Origin of the sequence: Nocardia sp. CA-129566, assembly GCF_050956075.1 — a bacterium.
Classification (GTDB): Bacteria; Actinomycetota; Actinomycetes; order Mycobacteriales; family Mycobacteriaceae; genus Nocardia.
Genome location: NZ_CP192085.1, coordinates 106,138 through 122,693, shown reverse-complemented (window position 1 = coordinate 122,693; position 16,556 = coordinate 106,138). Strand labels below are relative to the sequence as shown.

The following is a 16,556-nucleotide window of genomic DNA, read 5'->3' as shown; positions in this document are numbered from 1 at the left end:
GCGCATTCTCGCCGTTTAGTTGAGGGAGCGGTGGGAGGGGAGCCAGGAGGGGGTTAGGAGGGCTATGGCTAGGAGGAGGGTGCCCAGTAGGGCCACTGTGGTGGACATTGACAAGCAGGTGGTGGCTAGGGCGGCGAAGCCGAAGACTGCTAGGGCTATTACCTCGGTAGCTAGGCCTGATACCGAGGTTACGGTGGCGCGGGCGGGGCCTTCGATTGCGTCTTGGAGGCGGGCGCCGGCCACGACGGTTGCGTTGTAGACGATGCCGTAGGACGCGCCGATCGCGGTGAAGCCGATGACCGCGAGTACGTACAGCGCGGCGGGCCAGCGGACGGCGAGGCCCGAGACCAGGGCGCCGCCGACGAACAGCACGCCGGCGATGCCGACCGCGAGGGCCATGGTCCGCGCCGATATCGCTTCCGTGCGGCCGGCGAGCACGGAGCCGATCAGTGAGCCGAGCACCGTGATCCCAACAAGTAGCGGCACGATGGCGGTGGCGACACCCACTTCCGCGGCCAGCAGGGCGAAGTATTCGTCGAATGCGGTGATTCCGAACAACATCGCGCCGAGCATGACGCCATTGCGCACGACACGCACCCGGATCGCCTCTCCGACACCGGTTCGCAGCATGCTGAGGTATGTCACGAATGGTCTGGTTACCGTCGCAGCCTCGTCGCAGTCCGATGTGGCAGTTCCACCAGTTGCCCCTTGCGCACGATCGGCGCGGCCTTCGTGCTCCGTGGGAGCCAATCGAGGCAAAGTCGACTTCCGACCGATCGCCGTAACCGCAGGGTCCACTAGTTGATGTGATGAGCTGATCGGGCCGTCCTCGTCCAACTGCCCAGCGGGGCCGAGCACCCTCGCCCGTCGCACAGCCGAGGTCATATCGGCCGCTACCCGAGTACCACCAGCTGGCCGCTGCTCCGATGACGAATCACCCTCGACCGCATCATCTTCCAACTCCTCGATATCGGCCGCCGAAACCGCCTTCGGCGCACTCGGCAGCGATAACGCGATCAGCGTGTGCACCGCCGCGAACAGCACGCTGGACCAACCCAGCAGCGGATAGCCACCCCAAATGTAGAGCGGAGTCGCGGCAACGATCGCGATCACGATCGCCGCTTCCGATGCGGCCCTGGCATATCCGATGATCTGCGGATACGCATGCCGCGCACCGTGCGCCACGAGTTCGTCGTAGAGCAAAGCCTCGAAGGTTCCCGAAACGAGCGCACCCGAAGTGCCCCAGAGCAGGAACCCGAGCGCGAAGCCCAGATAGGTAGGCAACACGGTCCACAAGGTGAAACCGGCGGTCAGCAGCACACCGCTCAAAACCAGCAAGCCCCGCCGCGACACCGTATCGGCCCAGGCGCCGGAGGGCACCTCGAGCAGGAACGCCGTCGCCGACCAGATCGCCAGCAGTGACGAGATCTGCCCGGTGCTCAATCCGTGATCAGCGAACAGCACCGCATACAGCGCATAGAGCGGAATCAGCTCGCCGATACCCTTGAACAGGACCGCTCGTACCGTGAGCCCGCGAATACCGTATTCGTCGGCGCGCCCTGTCAACCGGGCGCGCAGCGACTCACCGGTTCAACTTCCGTAAAAGACCAAACGCATGTTGTGATGCTCGACCACCCCACAGCATCCCGTCAAGCGATTTTCCCCGCGCCAACCTGCTTGCGCCGCGGTTCGACGCGACCAATATCCCGGGGGGCAGCTGATCATCAGCAGCTTGATGAGCCTGGCCCCATCGAGCATCCCCACAGCGCCCTGAGACGGGCAGTCACCGTATGGCGGTTTGCAACTCACCGTCGCTGAGTTCCCGCTTCCCGAAGCTCGGCAATCAGTTCCGAAATCGGAAGTCCTCACCCACCGCAAAACCCCAACTCAACCGAGCGGCAGCCACCCGTTCGCGGATTGCAAATCCCCATCACCGAGTTCTCGATCGCTCAGCCCGGGCCCGACCCGCCCCTGATGCTCATTCAGATCCGTGATCAGTTCCGAAACCGGATGCGAATCGCTGTAGTGGTACCCCTGCGCCAGCGCGAAACCGAGTTCGGTGAGCACGGCCGCCTGGTATTCGGTCTCCACCCCCTCCGCGATCACCTGCAGATCCAGCGCGCTGCTGAGCGCGGCGATCACGCCGAGCAGCGGCGGTGCCGGCGAATCCGAGCGGATCGCGGCGACGAAGGACTGGTCGACCTTGAGGATGTCACTGGGCAGCGTCGCCAGGCGACTGAGCGAGGAGTACCCGGTGCCGAAGTCATCGATGGCAATGCGCACACCACGCTCACGCAGGGTGTGCAGATTGCTGATGGCCGTTTGGGATTCGGCGGCCAACTCGCTCTCGGTCACCTCGAGCACCAGTTGGTCGGCGGGCCACCCGGTACTCGCCAGAATCCCCGCGACGCGATCCGCGTAACCGGTTTCGGCCAGCTCCAGCCCGCTGACGTTCACATTCAGCGTCAGATCCAGTTGCGCGAAGGTTTCCTGCAGCCGGGCCGCATCCGCGCAGGCCCGGCGCAAGACCAACTCGTCCAGATCGGAGATGAGGTCGTACTCCTCGGCGACCCGGATCAGCCCCTCGGTGGTGACATCCGGCTGCGCACTCGACGACCAGCGCAGCAGCGCCTCCACACCGACCGCCTTGCCGCCGCCCTCGGTGAGGCTGACGATCGGCTGATAGTGCACATCGAGTGCGCCGCGGTCGATCGCCTCGCGCAGTTCGACCGCCAAGGGCAGCTGCCGCGACGACTCCAGCACCGTGCGATTGCGCCCCGCCTGCTTGGCCCGATACAGACCGACATCGGCCCGGCTCACCAGCAGCGATCCCGACTCCCCCGGCTGCCACGAGGTGACACCGGCCGAACATCCGGTGGTCACCGACGCCCGCAACTGCTCGGTCAGCAGAATCGCCGCCTGCTCGGTGGTATTCGGCAATAACAGCGCGAAGGCGTCACCACCGTAGCGAGCCAATCGCTGATCCGACGCGAGCAACTTCGACCAGGTATCGGCGACCCGCTGCAGCACCGCATCGCCCGCGCGATGGCCGAGGTGATCGTTGATCTTCTGGAAGCGGTCGAGGTCGACGAGCACCAGCGACAGCCCCTGCCCACTGCGGGTGGCTGTTGCGATCGCACCGTTCAACGCCCGGTCGAAACCGCGCCGGTTTAGCAATCCGGTGAGCACATCGATATCGGCCTCGGAGGCCATGCGGGTCAGAATGCCGACCACGACGCCGACCCCGAAGGTCACACCCGCCGGAATCATCCCGGACCACCAGGGCAATGCGGGATGGATCGGCCGTGACGGCATTACCCACAGACACAGGGCCATTGCGAAGGCTATATGTGCGAACGCCTGCGGCCATGCGAAGAACAGCGCGGCGTCACAGGCCACGAATACATAGAACGAGGCGAGGCTGATCGCGCCGACGGTATTCGGGAATGCGTAGACCGCGATCGTCACCAATACCGTCGCGATCGCGACATAGCCATGGTGAATCCCATGCGGCAGCCGCGGACCCCAGCCGAGCAGGCTGAGTCCGAGCAGCAGCGCCACCGCGGCGGCGGTACCCACCAGCGCTCGATTGCCTTCGCTGCCCGGGGCGATTCCCGTGATCAGCAGGCCGAGCGCACCCCCCATGACATAGAAGGCTCCGGTGGTCCGGGACATGACCATAGCCGTCGCCAGCGCAGACGCGGCCCGCACCCGGGTTCGGGTATCGCCGCGAGACCCGATTCCTCGCACGGTGAATAGCCTAGACATAACAATTCCTGCCGGTTGCCACATCACGCGAATCCGGCATGGCGAACCACCAGCTATTTACCTGTGAGCAATGTGGGGCGGGCATATTCGACCCGGCTACTTCGACGGTCTCAGCACCTCGGTGCCGACAAATGGCACCAACGCGGCGGGCACCCGCACCGAACCGTCGGCCTGCTGATGGTTCTCCAGGATCGCCACGATCCAGCGCGTGGTCGCGAGCGTACCGTTCAAAGTGGCTGCGATCTGCGGTTTTCCGTTTTCGTCGCGATAGCGCACGGCTAGGCGGCGGGCCTGGAAGGTGGTGCAGTTCGAGGTCGAGGTGAGCTCGCGGTAGGTCTGCTGGGTGGGCACCCAAGCCTCGCAGTCGAATTTGCGCGCGGCCGAGCTGCCCAGGTCACCGGCGGCCACATCGATGATCCGATAAGGCACCTCGACGGCGGCGAGCATGTCCTGCTCCCAGGCCAGTAGGCGCTTGTGTTCGGCAGCGGCCTCATCCGGCGTGGTGAACACGAACATCTCGACCTTGTCGAACTGGTGCACGCGGATGATGCCGCGGGTGTCCTTGCCGTAGCTGCCCGCCTCGCGCCGGAAACACGACGACCAACCCGCATAGCGCTTCGGCCCGTCGCTGAGGTCGAGGATCTCGTCCGAGTGGTAGCCCGCCAGCGGCACCTCCGAGGTGCCGACCAGGTACAGCTCGTCCTCCTCGAGGTGGTAGACCTCGGCCGAGTGCTGGCCGAGGAAGCCGGTACCGGCCATGATCTCCGGGCGCACCAGCACCGGCGGAATCATCATGGTGAACCCGTTGGCCACCGCCTTCTGCGCCGCCAGCTGCAACAGACCGAGCTGCAGCAGCGCGCCGTAACCGGTCATGAAGTAGAAGCGCGCGCCCGACACCTTCGCGCCGCGTTCCATATCGAACAGGCCGAGCGATTCGCCGAGCTCCACATGGTCCTTGGGCTCGAAATCGAATTCCCTTGGCGTGCCGATGGTCTCGAGCACGATGTAGTCGTCCTCGCCGCCCGCGGGCGCACCCTCCTGGACCACATTCGAGATGGCCCGGTGCGCGGCGTCCATATCGGCGTCGGCGGCATGCTGGGCGACCTCGGCCTCCTTGACCTTCGCCGACATCTCCTGCGCCTGTTCGAGCAGGACGGAGCGCTCCTCCGGTTTCGCCTTGCCGATCAACTTGCCCATCGCCTTGTGCTCGGCGCGCAGGTTATCGGCGGTGGCCACCGCCGCACGACGCGCCGCGTCCGCCTCGAGCAGGGCGTCGACGAGGGCGGGGTCTTCGCCGCGGGCGCGCTGCGAGGCGCGGACCGCGTCGGGGTTGTCCCGCAGGAATCGGAGGTCGATCATGGGTGACCAGCCTAATGGTCGCGATATTGCTGTTTCACGCCGATATCCCAGGATGCGGACCGTGCGGGGCTGTACGCGCGCATAGTTGGTTCGTGGGCACAACTTTCGACGAAACCGCTATTGATAACGCAGTGGCCGATCTGGTCGCCGGTGAGAAAACGTGGGCGCACACCCCGCTGCGTCGCCGCCGCGAACTTCTCGACGATATCCACACCCGCACCGGCCGCTTCTCGCACGAGTGGGTGCGGGCCGCGCGCACCATCAAGGGGCTGGATCCGGACTCGCCGCTGGTCGGCGAGGAGTGGATGTCGGGTCCGATGACGCTGCTGCAGGCCACCGCAGCGCTATCGGCGACGCTCTCGGCGCTGGAGCAGGGGCACAGTCCGCTCGACGGGGTCGCGCTGGCCGAGGCGCCCGGCGAACGGGTCGCGGTGCCGATTCTGCCGCTCGATCTCTACGACCGGCTGCTTCTCAGCGGTTTTCACGGCGAAGTATGGCTGCGCCCCGGCGTCGACGCCGATACCGCGCGCAACCGCGCCGGACTCGCCCAGCTCGATCCGACCGCGACCGGGGGTGTCGGCGCGGTCCTCGGCGCGGGCAATATCACCTCCATACCGCCCCTGGACGTGCTCTACGAGCTCTACGCCCACAACCGGGTGGTGGCGCTCAAGCTGAATCCGATCACCGACCCGCTGTTCACGGTGTACGAAATGGTCTTCGCGCCGCTGCTCGAGCTCGGTGTGCTGCGCATACTGACCGGCGGCGCCGAGGCGGGCGGGTACCTGGTGCACCACCCCGATATCGGGCATATCCATATGACCGGCAGCATGCGCACCCACGACGCGATCGTCTGGGGCCCGGACGGCAAGGCCGAGGGACGGCCGCTGCTCGACAAGCCGATCACCAGCGAACTCGGCGGGGTATCGCCGACGATCGTGGTGCCGGGCGAATGGGACGACGCCGACCTGCGCTTCCAGGCCGAACACGTCGCGACCCAGCGGCTGCACAATGGCGGCTACAACTGCGTCGCCACCCAGGCGGTGGTGGTCAGTTCGGATTGGCCGCAGAAGGACAGGTTCCTCGCGGAGTTGCGGGATGCGATCGCGCGGGCGCCGCAGCGCCGGGCCTACTACCCGGGCAGTGCCGATCGGGTCGCCGCGGCGCTGGACTCGTATCCGGAGGCCGAGCGGCTCGGACCGGATCACGGACGCGTTCTCGTCGAGAATCTGCCGTCGACCGAAACGCCGCTGCTCCGCACCGAGTACTTCTCACCGGTCCTGGGTGTCGTCGAACTGCCGCATACCGGCGGCGAATTCCTGCAGCATGCGGTCGATTTCGCGAATGACGAGGTGATCGGGACACTCGGCGTCAATGTGATCGCGCACCCGAGCACCATCAAACGGCTCGGCATCGCCTTCGACCGCGCCATCGAGCGGCTGCGCTACGGGGCCATCGCGGTCAATGCCTGGACCGCGCTGGCCTTTTTGGCCCCGCGCGCGTCTTGGGGCGCCTATCCCGGCCACACGCTCGATGACGTGCAGAGCGGAATCGGCGTGGTGCACAACGCTTTTCTGCTCGACGATGTGGAGCGCACGGTGGTGCGCGGACCGTTCCGGCCGTCGCCGCGGTCACTGCTGCGCGGGGAAATGGCGCTGTCGCCGAAGCCGCCGTGGTTCGTCACCAATGCCACCGCGGCCGCGACGGGCCGCAAGCTGACCGAGTTCTACGCGACCGCCAATCCGGCGCGGCTGCCGGGTCTGTTCCTGTCCGCATTCCGCGGATGACGCACCTCGCATAGGCCCTACCGGGGCGCTTCGGATCGATCCGACCAGGTCGTGGCACCGGAGATCAGACGCTGACATGATGGATCGCGATGTCTGCTGATGATGTGCCCCAGGACCCGCGTGAACTCGAGCCGCGCTCGGGCGAGTGGTCGCGCGCGGAATCGTTCCCGCAGTCGGTGATCATCGACCGCGACGTGGTCGCCGACGGCAAACTGCATCTGTCCGCGCCGAAGCTGCGCTGGGTGCTGCTCGCCGCGGCGGCGGGTGCCGTCCTCATCTCGCTGGTCGGCCTGTTCATCACCGGCTACGACAATGAGAAGCGCCTGGAGGCGCACACCCCGGGTTCGCCCGGCGAGACGGCGCTGGACCGGGAGTTCGGCACCGCGGCGAAGGGCGATTGCCTCAGCTGGAGCAAACAGGATCGCAGCGATCTGGTGAAGGTCGCCTGTTCGAACAAGCATCTGTTCGAGGTCGCGGCCGATGTCGATATGGCCAAATATCCAGGCGTGGAATTCGGTCCCGGCTCGCGCTTCCCGGACTCGCTGCGGCTGACCGAACTCAAGGAAGAGCACTGCACCCCGGCGGTGGCGCAGTATCTGAGCGGCAGGTTCGATCCGCGCGGCCGCTATGTCGTCGGCCTGATGTACCCCAGCCCCGACGGCTGGAAGCACGGCGACCGGACGCTGCGCTGCGGGCTCCAGTTCTCCGGCAGCACCGGCACCCCGCTGCCGAACACCGGCAACGCCGCCGAACACGACCAGTCGAAGGTCTTCGAGCCGGGGACCTGCCTGGGCATCAACCAGAACCTGCCCACCGATCCGGTGGACTGCGCGCAGGCGCATGCCGTCGAAATCGTCTCCACTGTCGACCTCGCCCAGCGCTTTCCCGGCGGCCCGCCCGCCAAGGACGACCAGGACAAGTTCATGGAGGACGAATGTGGGCGCGCGGCAAACGATTACCTCGGCTCCCCCGACGCGGTGCGCAATAAGACGCTGACGCTGTTCTTCGATTACCTCGACGCCCGCAGCTGGCTGTCGGGCAGCCGCAAGCTGGACTGCATGATCGGCAAGGGCACCGACCGGGAGGGCTTCGCACCGATCACCGGCTCGGCGAAGGGCGAGATCCTGATCAATGGCCAGGCGCCGGTGCCGCCGCCGAACTCCGGGCGCTCGACCCCGGCACCGCTGCCCGGCGCCGCGCCGCTGCCACCGCAGCCGCAGCCCCGCTGATGTCGGTCACCATGTCCGCGGACCGGTTCGAGGAGCTGGTCGGCGATGCGCTCGATCTCATCCCACCGGAGCTGACCCGTGCCATCGACAATGTGGTCGTGCTGATCGAACCGCGCAATCCGGAGGATCCACATCTGCTGGGCCTGTATCACGGGATCGCGCTGACCGAGCGGGACAGTCACTACGGCGGATCGCTACCGGACACCGTAACCATCTATCGCGAGGCGATTTTGGACATCTGCGGCGACGAGCGTGAGGTCGTCGAGGAGGTCGCGATCACTGTGATCCATGAGATTGCACACTATTTCGGCATTGACGAAGACCGGTTGCATGAGCTGGGATGGGGCTAGTCTTTACCCAGCTGTTTGGGACCGGAAACAGCTGCGACAGACCGGGATAGAAATTTGGGGACTCGATGGAACCGATCGCGTGGCTGTCGCGTCCTATCACTCGTAGGGGGAATTCTCGTGGTTCCGCCCAGTAGTTGCCACTAGAAGGAGTCGAGTCATGGTTGGCCTTGTAAACATCTCACCCGAAGCCGTCCTCCTCGCAGCGGGGGAGCTGGATCTGCTCGCCGAGCGGCTCGCCGCCGCGTCCGCGCTGAGCGCTCCGGCAACCCATGTGGTCCCCTCCGGTGTCGATGAGGTGTCGCTGCTGGCGGCGCAGCACTTCAACAAGGCGGCGATCACCCACGACCAGTCGGTGAGCCAGCTCGTGCTCGAACTGCATCACGCCGCCGCGACGCTGCGCAGTCAGCTCGCGACCCACATCGGCGAAGACATCGTGAAGGCGGGCGTCATGAACGTCCAGGCCTCGACCATCATCTGATCTGCGATCACGAATTAAGGGGAGTTACTGACATGACCGCAGGTGTTACCGGGGTGTTCTGGCTGCCCCGCATGGCAGAAGCAAATTCCATCGCCCTCAACGCGGGTGCGCACGGCATTCCGATCTCGGCCGCCGCTACCGCGTGGGGCGCGCTCACCGGTGCGTGGGTGGACGCTACCGCGACCGTCACCCGGGTGATGGCCGAACTCGGCGTCGGCATGCAGGGTGTCACCGGCCTCGCCGTGCTGAGCCGACTCGGCGGCATCACCGCATGGGCCGAACAGCAGAGCGTCATGGCAGCCACGATGGGTGCCAAGGCGGCAGCGAACGCGACCGCGTACACCGTCGCCTCGATCGCCATGCCGAGCCTGCCGGAGATCGCGGCCGTGGACGCCGCGCGGGTCGCCGCGCACTCCACCGGCGGCGTGCTCAACGGCTCTTCAGAAGTCGCCGAGGCCGCCAAGGCGGCGCTCGATCTGCGGGCCGCGCTGACCATGGAGACCTACGAGGCCGCGACCAGCACAATGGTCGCGACGCCCGGCGAGTTCATCAACCCGCCGCCGATCGCCAACGGTGCCGGTACCGCGGACGCGGGCCAATCGTCGGATGCGGCTTTCGGGGGCGACCCGGTGCAGGGCGCGCTCGCCGCGGCGAGCGCATTCGTGCAGAACCCGGCCGTGGTGAGCGCAGCGACCCAGGCGGCGAATGTGGCGGGCGGTGTGCTCTCCGGCGGTGTCACCACGGCCGGAAATATTGGCGCAAGCGCGATCTCGGCCGTCACCAGTGCGGCGGCGCCGTCCGCGGCCACCACGGTCGCGCCGATGGCTGCCATGGGCATCGGCGGTGTGGCCAGCGCCGCCACCGCGACCCGTTCCGCATCGTCGGTGCCGGGCGCCACGCTCAACAATGGCTCGCTCAAGATCCCCGCGGGCTGGGGTGCAGGCGCGACCAGCGGTGGTACGCCTGCCGCGGCGGCGGCGACCGAGAACGTCTCGGTTCGACTCGATAGTGCTCCGGTGCGCAGCGCGTCGACGTCCGGCAGCCCGCTGATGGGTCACGGCACTCACTCGGATGAGGACGATGAGTCCGAGCACAAGACCCCGGATTACCTGGTCGCCGATCACTTCGCCGACGGCCGGTACGCCACTGACGGGGTCATCGGTGTCGATGCCTCCGGGACGGCTAAGTGACGGTGCTGGGTGCGGGCCGCGGCCCGTCGATGCTCGCGTCGGTCGTGCTGTCACTCGACGAGATGCAGTATGTCCTGGAGACACTGGAGATCGACGAGCTCCCCGTCGTGCTGCAAGCGATGGGGAGCTACGACAATGTGACCGATCACGATGCCGCGATGGCCGTGGCCGCCCAGTCGCTCACCGATCGGGAACTCCTGATCGATGGCGCCGTCCACCGGGAACTCGAAGACCGGCTGCGCGCGCTGTACCGCCCCCACTGGGTGGTCGCGGTGCGGCTGATCGTCGAAGGTCAAGTGAGCCGCATGTGCTTGGCGAAGGGCGATGACCTGGTGGCCGTCGCCCTTCGCGGGCCACACTCCTACGTGATCGACCAGGTCGAAGAGGATCTGCCCGCGCCGATCCTCGCGGCACTCGGCCCCGCCGAAGCGCTCGAGCTGACCGGTATGAACGCTCCGACCGAACACCTCGTCCCGATCTTCGACGATGCGGGCGATGCCACGGCAACCGCGGCCCGACTGACCAAGATCGGCAATCCGCCACGAGACGCACAGGTCCTGGCCTCCGCGATGGTGCAGATCCACTCACACACCGAAATCGTCGGCATCATCTACGGCGACGGCACCAAGGACTACGCCGACAACCACATCGCCGTATTCAACACGCGCGCTGGACGATTCATCGCGACCGCGAGTGTGTCCGATGACGGGACCAAGTGGACATCACTGAGCAGTGGGACGCCCGCTCGGCTGCGGACGGCGCTATTGGATTTGATCAATTCGCTGCCGGAGCGTGAAGAGTTTCCTAGGAATCCGAAGTTGGCTTAGGTGGGGCCGGGTCGTTCGGGTGAGGCCGGGTCATCCCGATGAGACCGGGTCGTCCGGGTAGGCGATGTGCCGAAACCCGGTCGGTTCGGCTACGAACTTTGTGCTGCTGCCGGATGGGCGGGTCGGTGGTGTTTGGTCAGCTCTAGTCGGCCGCGCCGTCTGATGCATTGACGGTCACCATTTCCGCGTGTACGCCATCGAGCCCGACGACCCGGTCCACCCACTCACCCTCGAGTCGCATCGGGCTACTTCGTTCGAAGCCGAGGTCGACGAAGAATGCCGTCACGAGCTCGAGATCGTCGACGACGACATGATCGAATCGCGGCACACCGCTCATCCGACGCCTACTGTCTGCTGCTCGGGTTCGATGAGCGCAACCACGCGCTCTTCGCCTCGCGAGTACGGCTGACCGATGTATTTGGTGGCCAGCTCGTCGACGATCGTCCACGCGGCGTCGCCTTCGAGCCATTCGATAACGCGGCCGCGAATGATGATCGGCTGGAACGGGTTGTCGGCTGGAGTCAGGGAGAGCGCGACTCGAGGGTCGCGGCGCAGGTTGCGGGCTTTGCGCGAGTGCGGGCCGGTGATGATCGCGATGTTGTCGCCGTGCGTGCCGATCCAGACGGGGACGGTGTGTGGAGCGCCGTCGGGCAGGACGCTGGCGAGGTGGGCGAGCGAAGTTCCGTCGAGCACGCGGCGCACAGTGGGGTCGAGCATGGTGGTCATCTCCTGGCGTGGGTTCTTGGTCGGCTGGCAGTGCTGGGCGAGCGAGGCAATCTTGCCGGTGACGAGAGTCATCGCTCGACCTCGTAGCGCAGGTGGGTGACGCCGGGCGCCGGGACGGCTTCGACGAGGCGGAGGCGCACGTGCTCGGGCAGCGATTGGAAGAACGGTCGGCCGCCACCGAGCAGGACCGGTACCTGGTGCAGGACCACCTCGTCGACGAGCCCCGCCTTCAGCGCCTCGGTCACGACACCGCCGCCCATGAGGCCGACATCCTTGCCGCCCGCGCTCTCGCGGGCCGCCGCGACCGCGTCCCGGATGCCGGTGGTGATGAGGGTCTGCCGCTCGGTGATCTCCGGCGCTTGCCGGTGGCTGAGGACGAACAGTCGGGCCGTCGGGTGCGGGCTGTCGCCGCCGAAGTGGTCGGAGTCCTCGTAGGTGTTGCGTCCTGCGACGACGGCGCCCACGCGTGCGGCGAGGGCATCGAAGACCCGAGCGCTGGGCTCGCTCAGCCCGAACCCGTCGAACACCTGGCTGGGGGTGTCGCCGTTGAAGTACCAGTCGAACAGCATCGTCGCGTCGCCGAGTCCGCGCCCGGCACCGGGATCGCGGCCGGTGATGTACCCGTCGACCGACACCGCGTGGGCGCTGAAGACCTTGCTCATCTCTCTGATCCTCTCCTGGGGTTCCTTCAAGAGACTCCATGACCGTAGCATTCAAAGTTCCCTTAGGGAACCCCAATTGCTATGCTGATTCCATGCAACGCACGAACTTCAGTGAGATGGCGTGCTCGATCGCACGCACGCTCGACGTCATCGGCGAGCCGTGGTCGCCGCTGATCCTGCGTGACGTGTTCGCCGGATTCACCCGGTTCGAGCAGATCCAGGCAGACCTCGGCATCTCACGCAAGGTGCTGACCGAGCGGCTGAACCACCTCGTCGAGCATGGAGTGCTCGAGCGCCGCCCCTATGACCGGCGACCGCGCTACGAATACGTCCTGACCGAGAAGGGCACTGAACTCGTCGACCTACTCATGGTCATGGTCGGCTGGGGCGACAAGTGGCTCGCAGGCGAAGCCGGCCCGCCAGTCCTCTACCGCCATCACGCATGCGATCAGATCAGCACCGCGGAACTACGCTGCGCCCACTGCGGCGAGCCGATGCACGCAAACAACGTCGACCTCCTACCCGGCCCCGGCGCAGCCACCTGACCGACACCTTCCCGGGCAGCCTCGAGGACGTCCGCGACGGCAAGTCCAGCACCCGTCGAACAGCGCTTCCGCGAACCGGTGCAGCGTTCGCCCCCGGTGCCACACCCTGACCGCCGAACTCCCAAAACCACCCGCCAACAAGCCCTTCGGGCGGTTTTCGGCCGCGACGTCGCCGCTGACGTGATCGACAGCCTGGTCCACCATGCCGACGTCATCTCCCTCGAAGGCGACTACAACAGACTCGAGGATCGCGATCTCGGCCACGTTCCCGTGGCCAAGTCCTGCCCGAATGAGCGGCTACCGCATTCAGCGCATGACGCGAGGAACGGCGGATGGCAGTGGATGGTCAGGGTCGAGCGCCGGCAACCCGTCGACGCTGTGGCCGTTGTCGCCGCCGATCCGCCGCGCGAACTTCTCGTCGGATTGCTCGGCATGGTGCGCATCCAACACAGACCGCTCACCAACCAGCTCGTAGTAGGGCACCGAGTATCCGCACGCATCAGCGATGCGCTCGACATCGATAACGATCACCGCTCGAATGCCCGGGTGTTCAAGTCCGAAATGCGTTCGGAGGTCGATGAACTCGGGATCATCGGGTCGAACTACCCGCCCGGAACCGAACAACCGCAGAATCCTGGAGTTCCGGGTAAACGAGCAGAACATGATCGTGATCCGCCCGTTGTCCCGCAGGTGAGAGATGGTCTCGACGCCACTGCCGAACAGGTCGAGATACGCCACCGTGTGATCATCGAGTATCGCAAACGTGTCACGATAACCCTTGGGCGACAGGTTCACCCGCCCGCCATCAGAGGGCGCAGTGGCGACAAAAAACATTGCCTGCGCTCGAATGAACCGCCGCAACGCCTCATCCAGGCAAGAGAACTCTCTAGCCATGGACTGCCCTCCCCATCGGTCCACCCTCGATCAACGCCATCAGCTTAGCGATGCCCCTCCCGAACCCACCACCAAATTTCCCCCACCACCCGCTCAACCCCCACCCCCCAAACCGCGCATCCGTCGAGAATGCGCTGATGCAGGGCGCTCTCGACGTTTGCCTGCATGAGCGCATGGTGATCATCCGTCCAAGGCCAGTCAGGGGCGGGTGAGCCTGCTGGGGGTGGTTTCCAGATGCGCCGAGCAGTGAGCGGCAGCGAATTCAGCTTGGTTGCCCACACTTTCAACAAATCCGAACTGATCTCATCGACACAGCCCTCAACCAGTAAGTACCGCTACCACACCCACCCCCAAACCGCGCATCCGTCGAGAATGCGCTGATGCGGGGCGCTCTCGGCGTTTGCCTGCATGAGCGCATGGTGATCGGCTGTCCAGGAGAGGGGCAGGTGGTGGTTCCTGGAGGCGCTGAGTGGGTGGTGGCGAATTCGGCTTGGTTGTCTGCGTTTTCGAAGTCTGTGCGGATCGAGGGGAATGGTTGCCGCCAATGGCACCTACTCAGCGACTCGGGAGGGGTCAGCCCATGGGGTCGTCGGCGGTGGGGGCTACTTCGTAGCCGAAGGGTGGGGTGAAGCGGCCCCAGCGGGTGCATTCCCAGCCGCCTATGGCGCGGGGGACCAGTTCGATGGTTTCGGTGTTGTCGAGGTGGTTGTTGGTGGTGAAGGGGGGAGCTACGCCGCTGAGGGTGCGGGAGACGAGGCGCATGGCGGCGCCATGGCTGACCAGCATGATGTCGCCATCGCTGCCGTCGGTCAGGTATGTGGTGCGGAGGTCTTCGATGATGGGGAGGAAGCGGGCGAGGACGTCGTATCCGGACTCGCCGCCGGGGACTCGTTCGGCCAGATCGCCCTCGTGCCAGGCACGGTAGATTCGTTGGAATTGTGCGTGGGCTTCACCGGTGTGCTGGCCTTCCAGTTCGCCGACCTGCACTTCGTGGACATTGTCGAGGACCTCGACGGGGACACCGGTCGCTGCCTCGATATATCCGGCGGTCTGTCTGGCACGCAGCGCGGCCGAGCAGAACAGCGCCTTGGGCGGTCTCGAGAGGCTCGAACCGAATGTCTTCGCTTGGGCCGCACCACGTTCGGTCAGCGGCAAGCCGGGAACCCGGGTGTCCAGGATTTTCGCGACATTGCCTTCGGTTTCGCCATGGCGGACGAGAATCAGCTTGCCTGTCATAGGTCGGTCACCCCCTTGCGCAGCTGGGTGAGCCACTCCGCGGCCTGCTCGTCGGAGGGCGGCGGGGTTCCGGTCGCCGAGGTCGCGGGCCAGGAGCCCAGGAAACGGATCCGCGCCGTGCGATGCAGTGCCTTGAGCGCCTCGGCGACGGCGGTGTCGTCGATGTGCCCGACACAGTCCAGATAGAAGCGATAGGTGCCCAAACCCGTTCGGGTGGGCCGGGATTCGATTCTGGTCAGATCGATGCCTCGGGTGGCGAATTCGGCGAACGCGCGCATCAGTGAGCCCGGCTCGTTGGGTAGTTCGAGCACAATCGACGTGCGGTCCGCACCGGTCGCGGGCGGTGCCACCCTAGGGCGGGTGACCAGTACGAAACGGGTGATCGCCTGCTCGTGGTCGGCGACGCCGGACACCAATGCCGTCAGACCGCGACGCTCACCGGCGAGCGCGGTGGAGACCGCGGCGTCGGCACGACCGGCCGCGACATCCTCGGCCGCGGCCGCATTCGACGCCGAGGTGTACGTCTCGACATTCGGCAGCGTGTGCGTCACCCACTCCCGCACCTGCGCTGCGGCCACCGGGTAGGCGGCCAGGGTGCGGACGTCGGCGAGCGTGGTACCCGGCCTGGCCACGATCGTGAAACTCACCTCGAGCTCGGTTTCGGCGATGATCTGCAGCCGCGGGCCGATGGCGAGCGAATCCAGGGTCGCCGAGATGGAGCCCTCGACCGAACTCTCGATCGGCACGACGGCGGCCGCGACATCGCCGGACCTGATCAGGTCGAGCGCCGCCCCTTGACTGGGCGCGGCAATCCGCTCGACCGGTCCGTCGAAGGCTTGCGAGGACTCGAGTTTGGCGAGGGCCATCTCGGTGAAGGTTCCGGACGGCCCGAAGTACGCGATACGCGGCACGGTTACGAGATTACTTGCGTGTGCTGAGGATGCTGAGAGTTCGAGCCAGATCGTCGGGCGCAGCGGATTCGATCGCCAGCAATACGCCCCGCGCCGCCTCGACCGCGGGCGGCTTCAACGAGGTCAGAAAGGCGATATCCGGCTGGGCCAGCGCCGCCCGAATATCCTCACCGCATAGGGCGGCAACCGTTCCCGCGACGATAGCTAGGGCGCGCTGCCCATCGACGGTGCGTGCGATGAACCCGCCATCGGCGTGGGCGATCTCGGCTAGAAAATCGGCGACTTCGGCATCGGGCGCATCCGCGTCGAGAATTCGAACGCCGGTCTCCCCGGCCCCGATCCCCCGCACCAACCCTTCGTCCAGACTGCGCCGCGCGGGCGTCGGCGCCGACAACGAAAGCAGCACGGGCTCCCCCGCCACTCCGTGCGCCGCCTGCACTCCATCCGCCATACCCCCACCGTAACCACGACGGGTCACCGAGCTGCTGGCACGGGTCCGCCCCGCACCTCGGTCAGCCCGACCACCACATCCACCGAACGCCCCGAGAATCCATACCACGCCTGGTCGCCGAACCAATTGGCACGGATCCGCCCAGC

Annotated in this window: 17 protein-coding genes; 7 read left to right on the top strand and 10 right to left on the bottom strand. The window is 66.2% G+C overall.

Translation table 11 applies throughout. The annotated features are described in order from the left end of the window. Window positions 1-15: 15 nt before the first annotated feature. The 3 genes from ACQP0C_RS00580 to serS form a co-directional block, all read right to left on the bottom strand. Window positions 16-1,566, bottom strand: a complete 1,551-nt coding sequence (locus ACQP0C_RS00580; protein WP_433729519.1) for an MFS transporter — start codon at window positions 1,564-1,566, stop codon at window positions 16-18. Between the two features lie 321 nt (window positions 1,567-1,887). Beyond that, window positions 1,888-3,750 carry a putative bifunctional diguanylate cyclase/phosphodiesterase gene (locus ACQP0C_RS00575; RefSeq protein ID WP_433729517.1) on the bottom strand — a complete coding sequence of 621 codons (1,863 nt, stop codon included), beginning with the start codon at window positions 3,748-3,750 and terminating at the stop codon, window positions 1,888-1,890. A 114-nt stretch (window positions 3,751-3,864) separates the two neighbouring features. Further along, entirely contained in the window at window positions 3,865-5,127 is a 1,263-nt protein-coding gene (serS, locus tag ACQP0C_RS00570; RefSeq protein ID WP_433729515.1) for a serine--tRNA ligase, read from the bottom strand. Window positions 5,128-5,219: 92 nt separating this feature from the next. On the opposite strand from serS, the gene ACQP0C_RS00565 reads away from it, so the two are divergent. The 6 genes from ACQP0C_RS00565 (at window position 5,220) to ACQP0C_RS00540 (ending at window position 10,985) form a co-directional block, all read left to right on the top strand. Further along, a complete protein-coding gene (locus ACQP0C_RS00565; RefSeq protein WP_433729513.1) occupies window positions 5,220-6,911 on the top strand; it encodes an aldehyde dehydrogenase family protein in 1,692 nt (563 codons plus the stop codon). Window positions 6,912-7,000: 89 nt separating this feature from the next. After that, complete coding sequence (locus tag ACQP0C_RS00560; protein ID WP_433729511.1) at window positions 7,001-8,140, top strand: septum formation family protein; 1,140 nt, start codon at window positions 7,001-7,003, stop codon at window positions 8,138-8,140. Further along, window positions 8,140-8,490: a metallopeptidase family protein gene (locus ACQP0C_RS00555; RefSeq protein WP_433681778.1), complete on the top strand. Its 351-nt coding sequence runs from the start codon at window positions 8,140-8,142 to the stop codon at window positions 8,488-8,490. The genes ACQP0C_RS00560 and ACQP0C_RS00555 overlap by 1 nt, the downstream gene beginning before the upstream one ends. A gap of 157 nt (window positions 8,491-8,647) precedes the next feature. Continuing rightward, window positions 8,648-8,968 carry a PE family protein gene (locus tag ACQP0C_RS00550; RefSeq protein WP_433729509.1) on the top strand — a complete coding sequence of 107 codons (321 nt, stop codon included), beginning with the start codon at window positions 8,648-8,650 and terminating at the stop codon, window positions 8,966-8,968. A gap of 32 nt (window positions 8,969-9,000) precedes the next feature. Then, the gene (locus ACQP0C_RS00545) at window positions 9,001-10,158 is read left to right on the top strand and encodes a PPE domain-containing protein (protein WP_433729507.1); all 1,158 of its coding nucleotides are present in this window, start codon (window positions 9,001-9,003) and stop codon (window positions 10,156-10,158) included. Beyond that, a complete protein-coding gene (locus tag ACQP0C_RS00540) occupies window positions 10,155-10,985 on the top strand; it encodes an ESX secretion-associated protein EspG (RefSeq protein WP_433729505.1) in 831 nt (276 codons plus the stop codon). Before ACQP0C_RS00545 ends, ACQP0C_RS00540 begins: the two co-directional genes overlap by 4 nt. 142 nt (window positions 10,986-11,127) lie before the next feature. On the opposite strand, the gene ACQP0C_RS00535 is transcribed toward ACQP0C_RS00540, so the two are convergent. From ACQP0C_RS00535 to ACQP0C_RS00525, 3 genes are read right to left on the bottom strand one after another with little or no spacing between them, the layout of a single operon-like run. Continuing rightward, window positions 11,128-11,322, bottom strand: coding sequence for a hypothetical protein (locus ACQP0C_RS00535; RefSeq protein WP_433729503.1), 195 nt, complete (start codon window positions 11,320-11,322; stop codon window positions 11,128-11,130). Further along, entirely contained in the window at window positions 11,319-11,783 is a 465-nt protein-coding gene (locus ACQP0C_RS00530; RefSeq protein ID WP_433729501.1) for a PPOX class F420-dependent oxidoreductase, read from the bottom strand. Before ACQP0C_RS00530 ends, ACQP0C_RS00535 begins: the two co-directional genes overlap by 4 nt. Beyond that, window positions 11,780-12,373, bottom strand: a complete 594-nt coding sequence (locus ACQP0C_RS00525) for a dihydrofolate reductase family protein (protein ID WP_433729499.1) — start codon at window positions 12,371-12,373, stop codon at window positions 11,780-11,782. The genes ACQP0C_RS00530 and ACQP0C_RS00525 overlap by 4 nt, the downstream gene beginning before the upstream one ends. A gap of 92 nt (window positions 12,374-12,465) precedes the next feature. On the opposite strand from ACQP0C_RS00525, the gene ACQP0C_RS00520 reads away from it, so the two are divergent. Continuing rightward, window positions 12,466-12,918: a winged helix-turn-helix transcriptional regulator gene (locus ACQP0C_RS00520; RefSeq protein WP_433729497.1), complete on the top strand. Its 453-nt coding sequence runs from the start codon at window positions 12,466-12,468 to the stop codon at window positions 12,916-12,918. Window positions 12,919-13,224: 306 nt separating this feature from the next. On the opposite strand, the gene ACQP0C_RS00515 is transcribed toward ACQP0C_RS00520, so the two are convergent. The 4 genes from ACQP0C_RS00515 to ACQP0C_RS00500 form a co-directional block, all read right to left on the bottom strand. Beyond that, window positions 13,225-13,812 (bottom strand): pyridoxamine 5'-phosphate oxidase family protein, encoded by a 588-nt coding sequence (locus ACQP0C_RS00515; RefSeq protein ID WP_433734813.1) that lies wholly within the window; start codon window positions 13,810-13,812, stop codon window positions 13,225-13,227. A 573-nt stretch (window positions 13,813-14,385) separates the two neighbouring features. Beyond that, entirely contained in the window at window positions 14,386-15,048 is a 663-nt protein-coding gene (locus ACQP0C_RS00510; RefSeq protein ID WP_433729495.1) for a histidine phosphatase family protein, read from the bottom strand. Beyond that, complete coding sequence (pheA, locus tag ACQP0C_RS00505; RefSeq protein ID WP_433729493.1) at window positions 15,045-15,959, bottom strand: prephenate dehydratase; 915 nt, start codon at window positions 15,957-15,959, stop codon at window positions 15,045-15,047. Before pheA ends, ACQP0C_RS00510 begins: the two co-directional genes overlap by 4 nt. A 10-nt stretch (window positions 15,960-15,969) precedes the next feature. Beyond that, window positions 15,970-16,410, bottom strand: coding sequence for a hypothetical protein (locus ACQP0C_RS00500; protein ID WP_433729491.1), 441 nt, complete (start codon window positions 16,408-16,410; stop codon window positions 15,970-15,972). Between the last annotated feature and the right edge of the window lie 146 nt (window positions 16,411-16,556).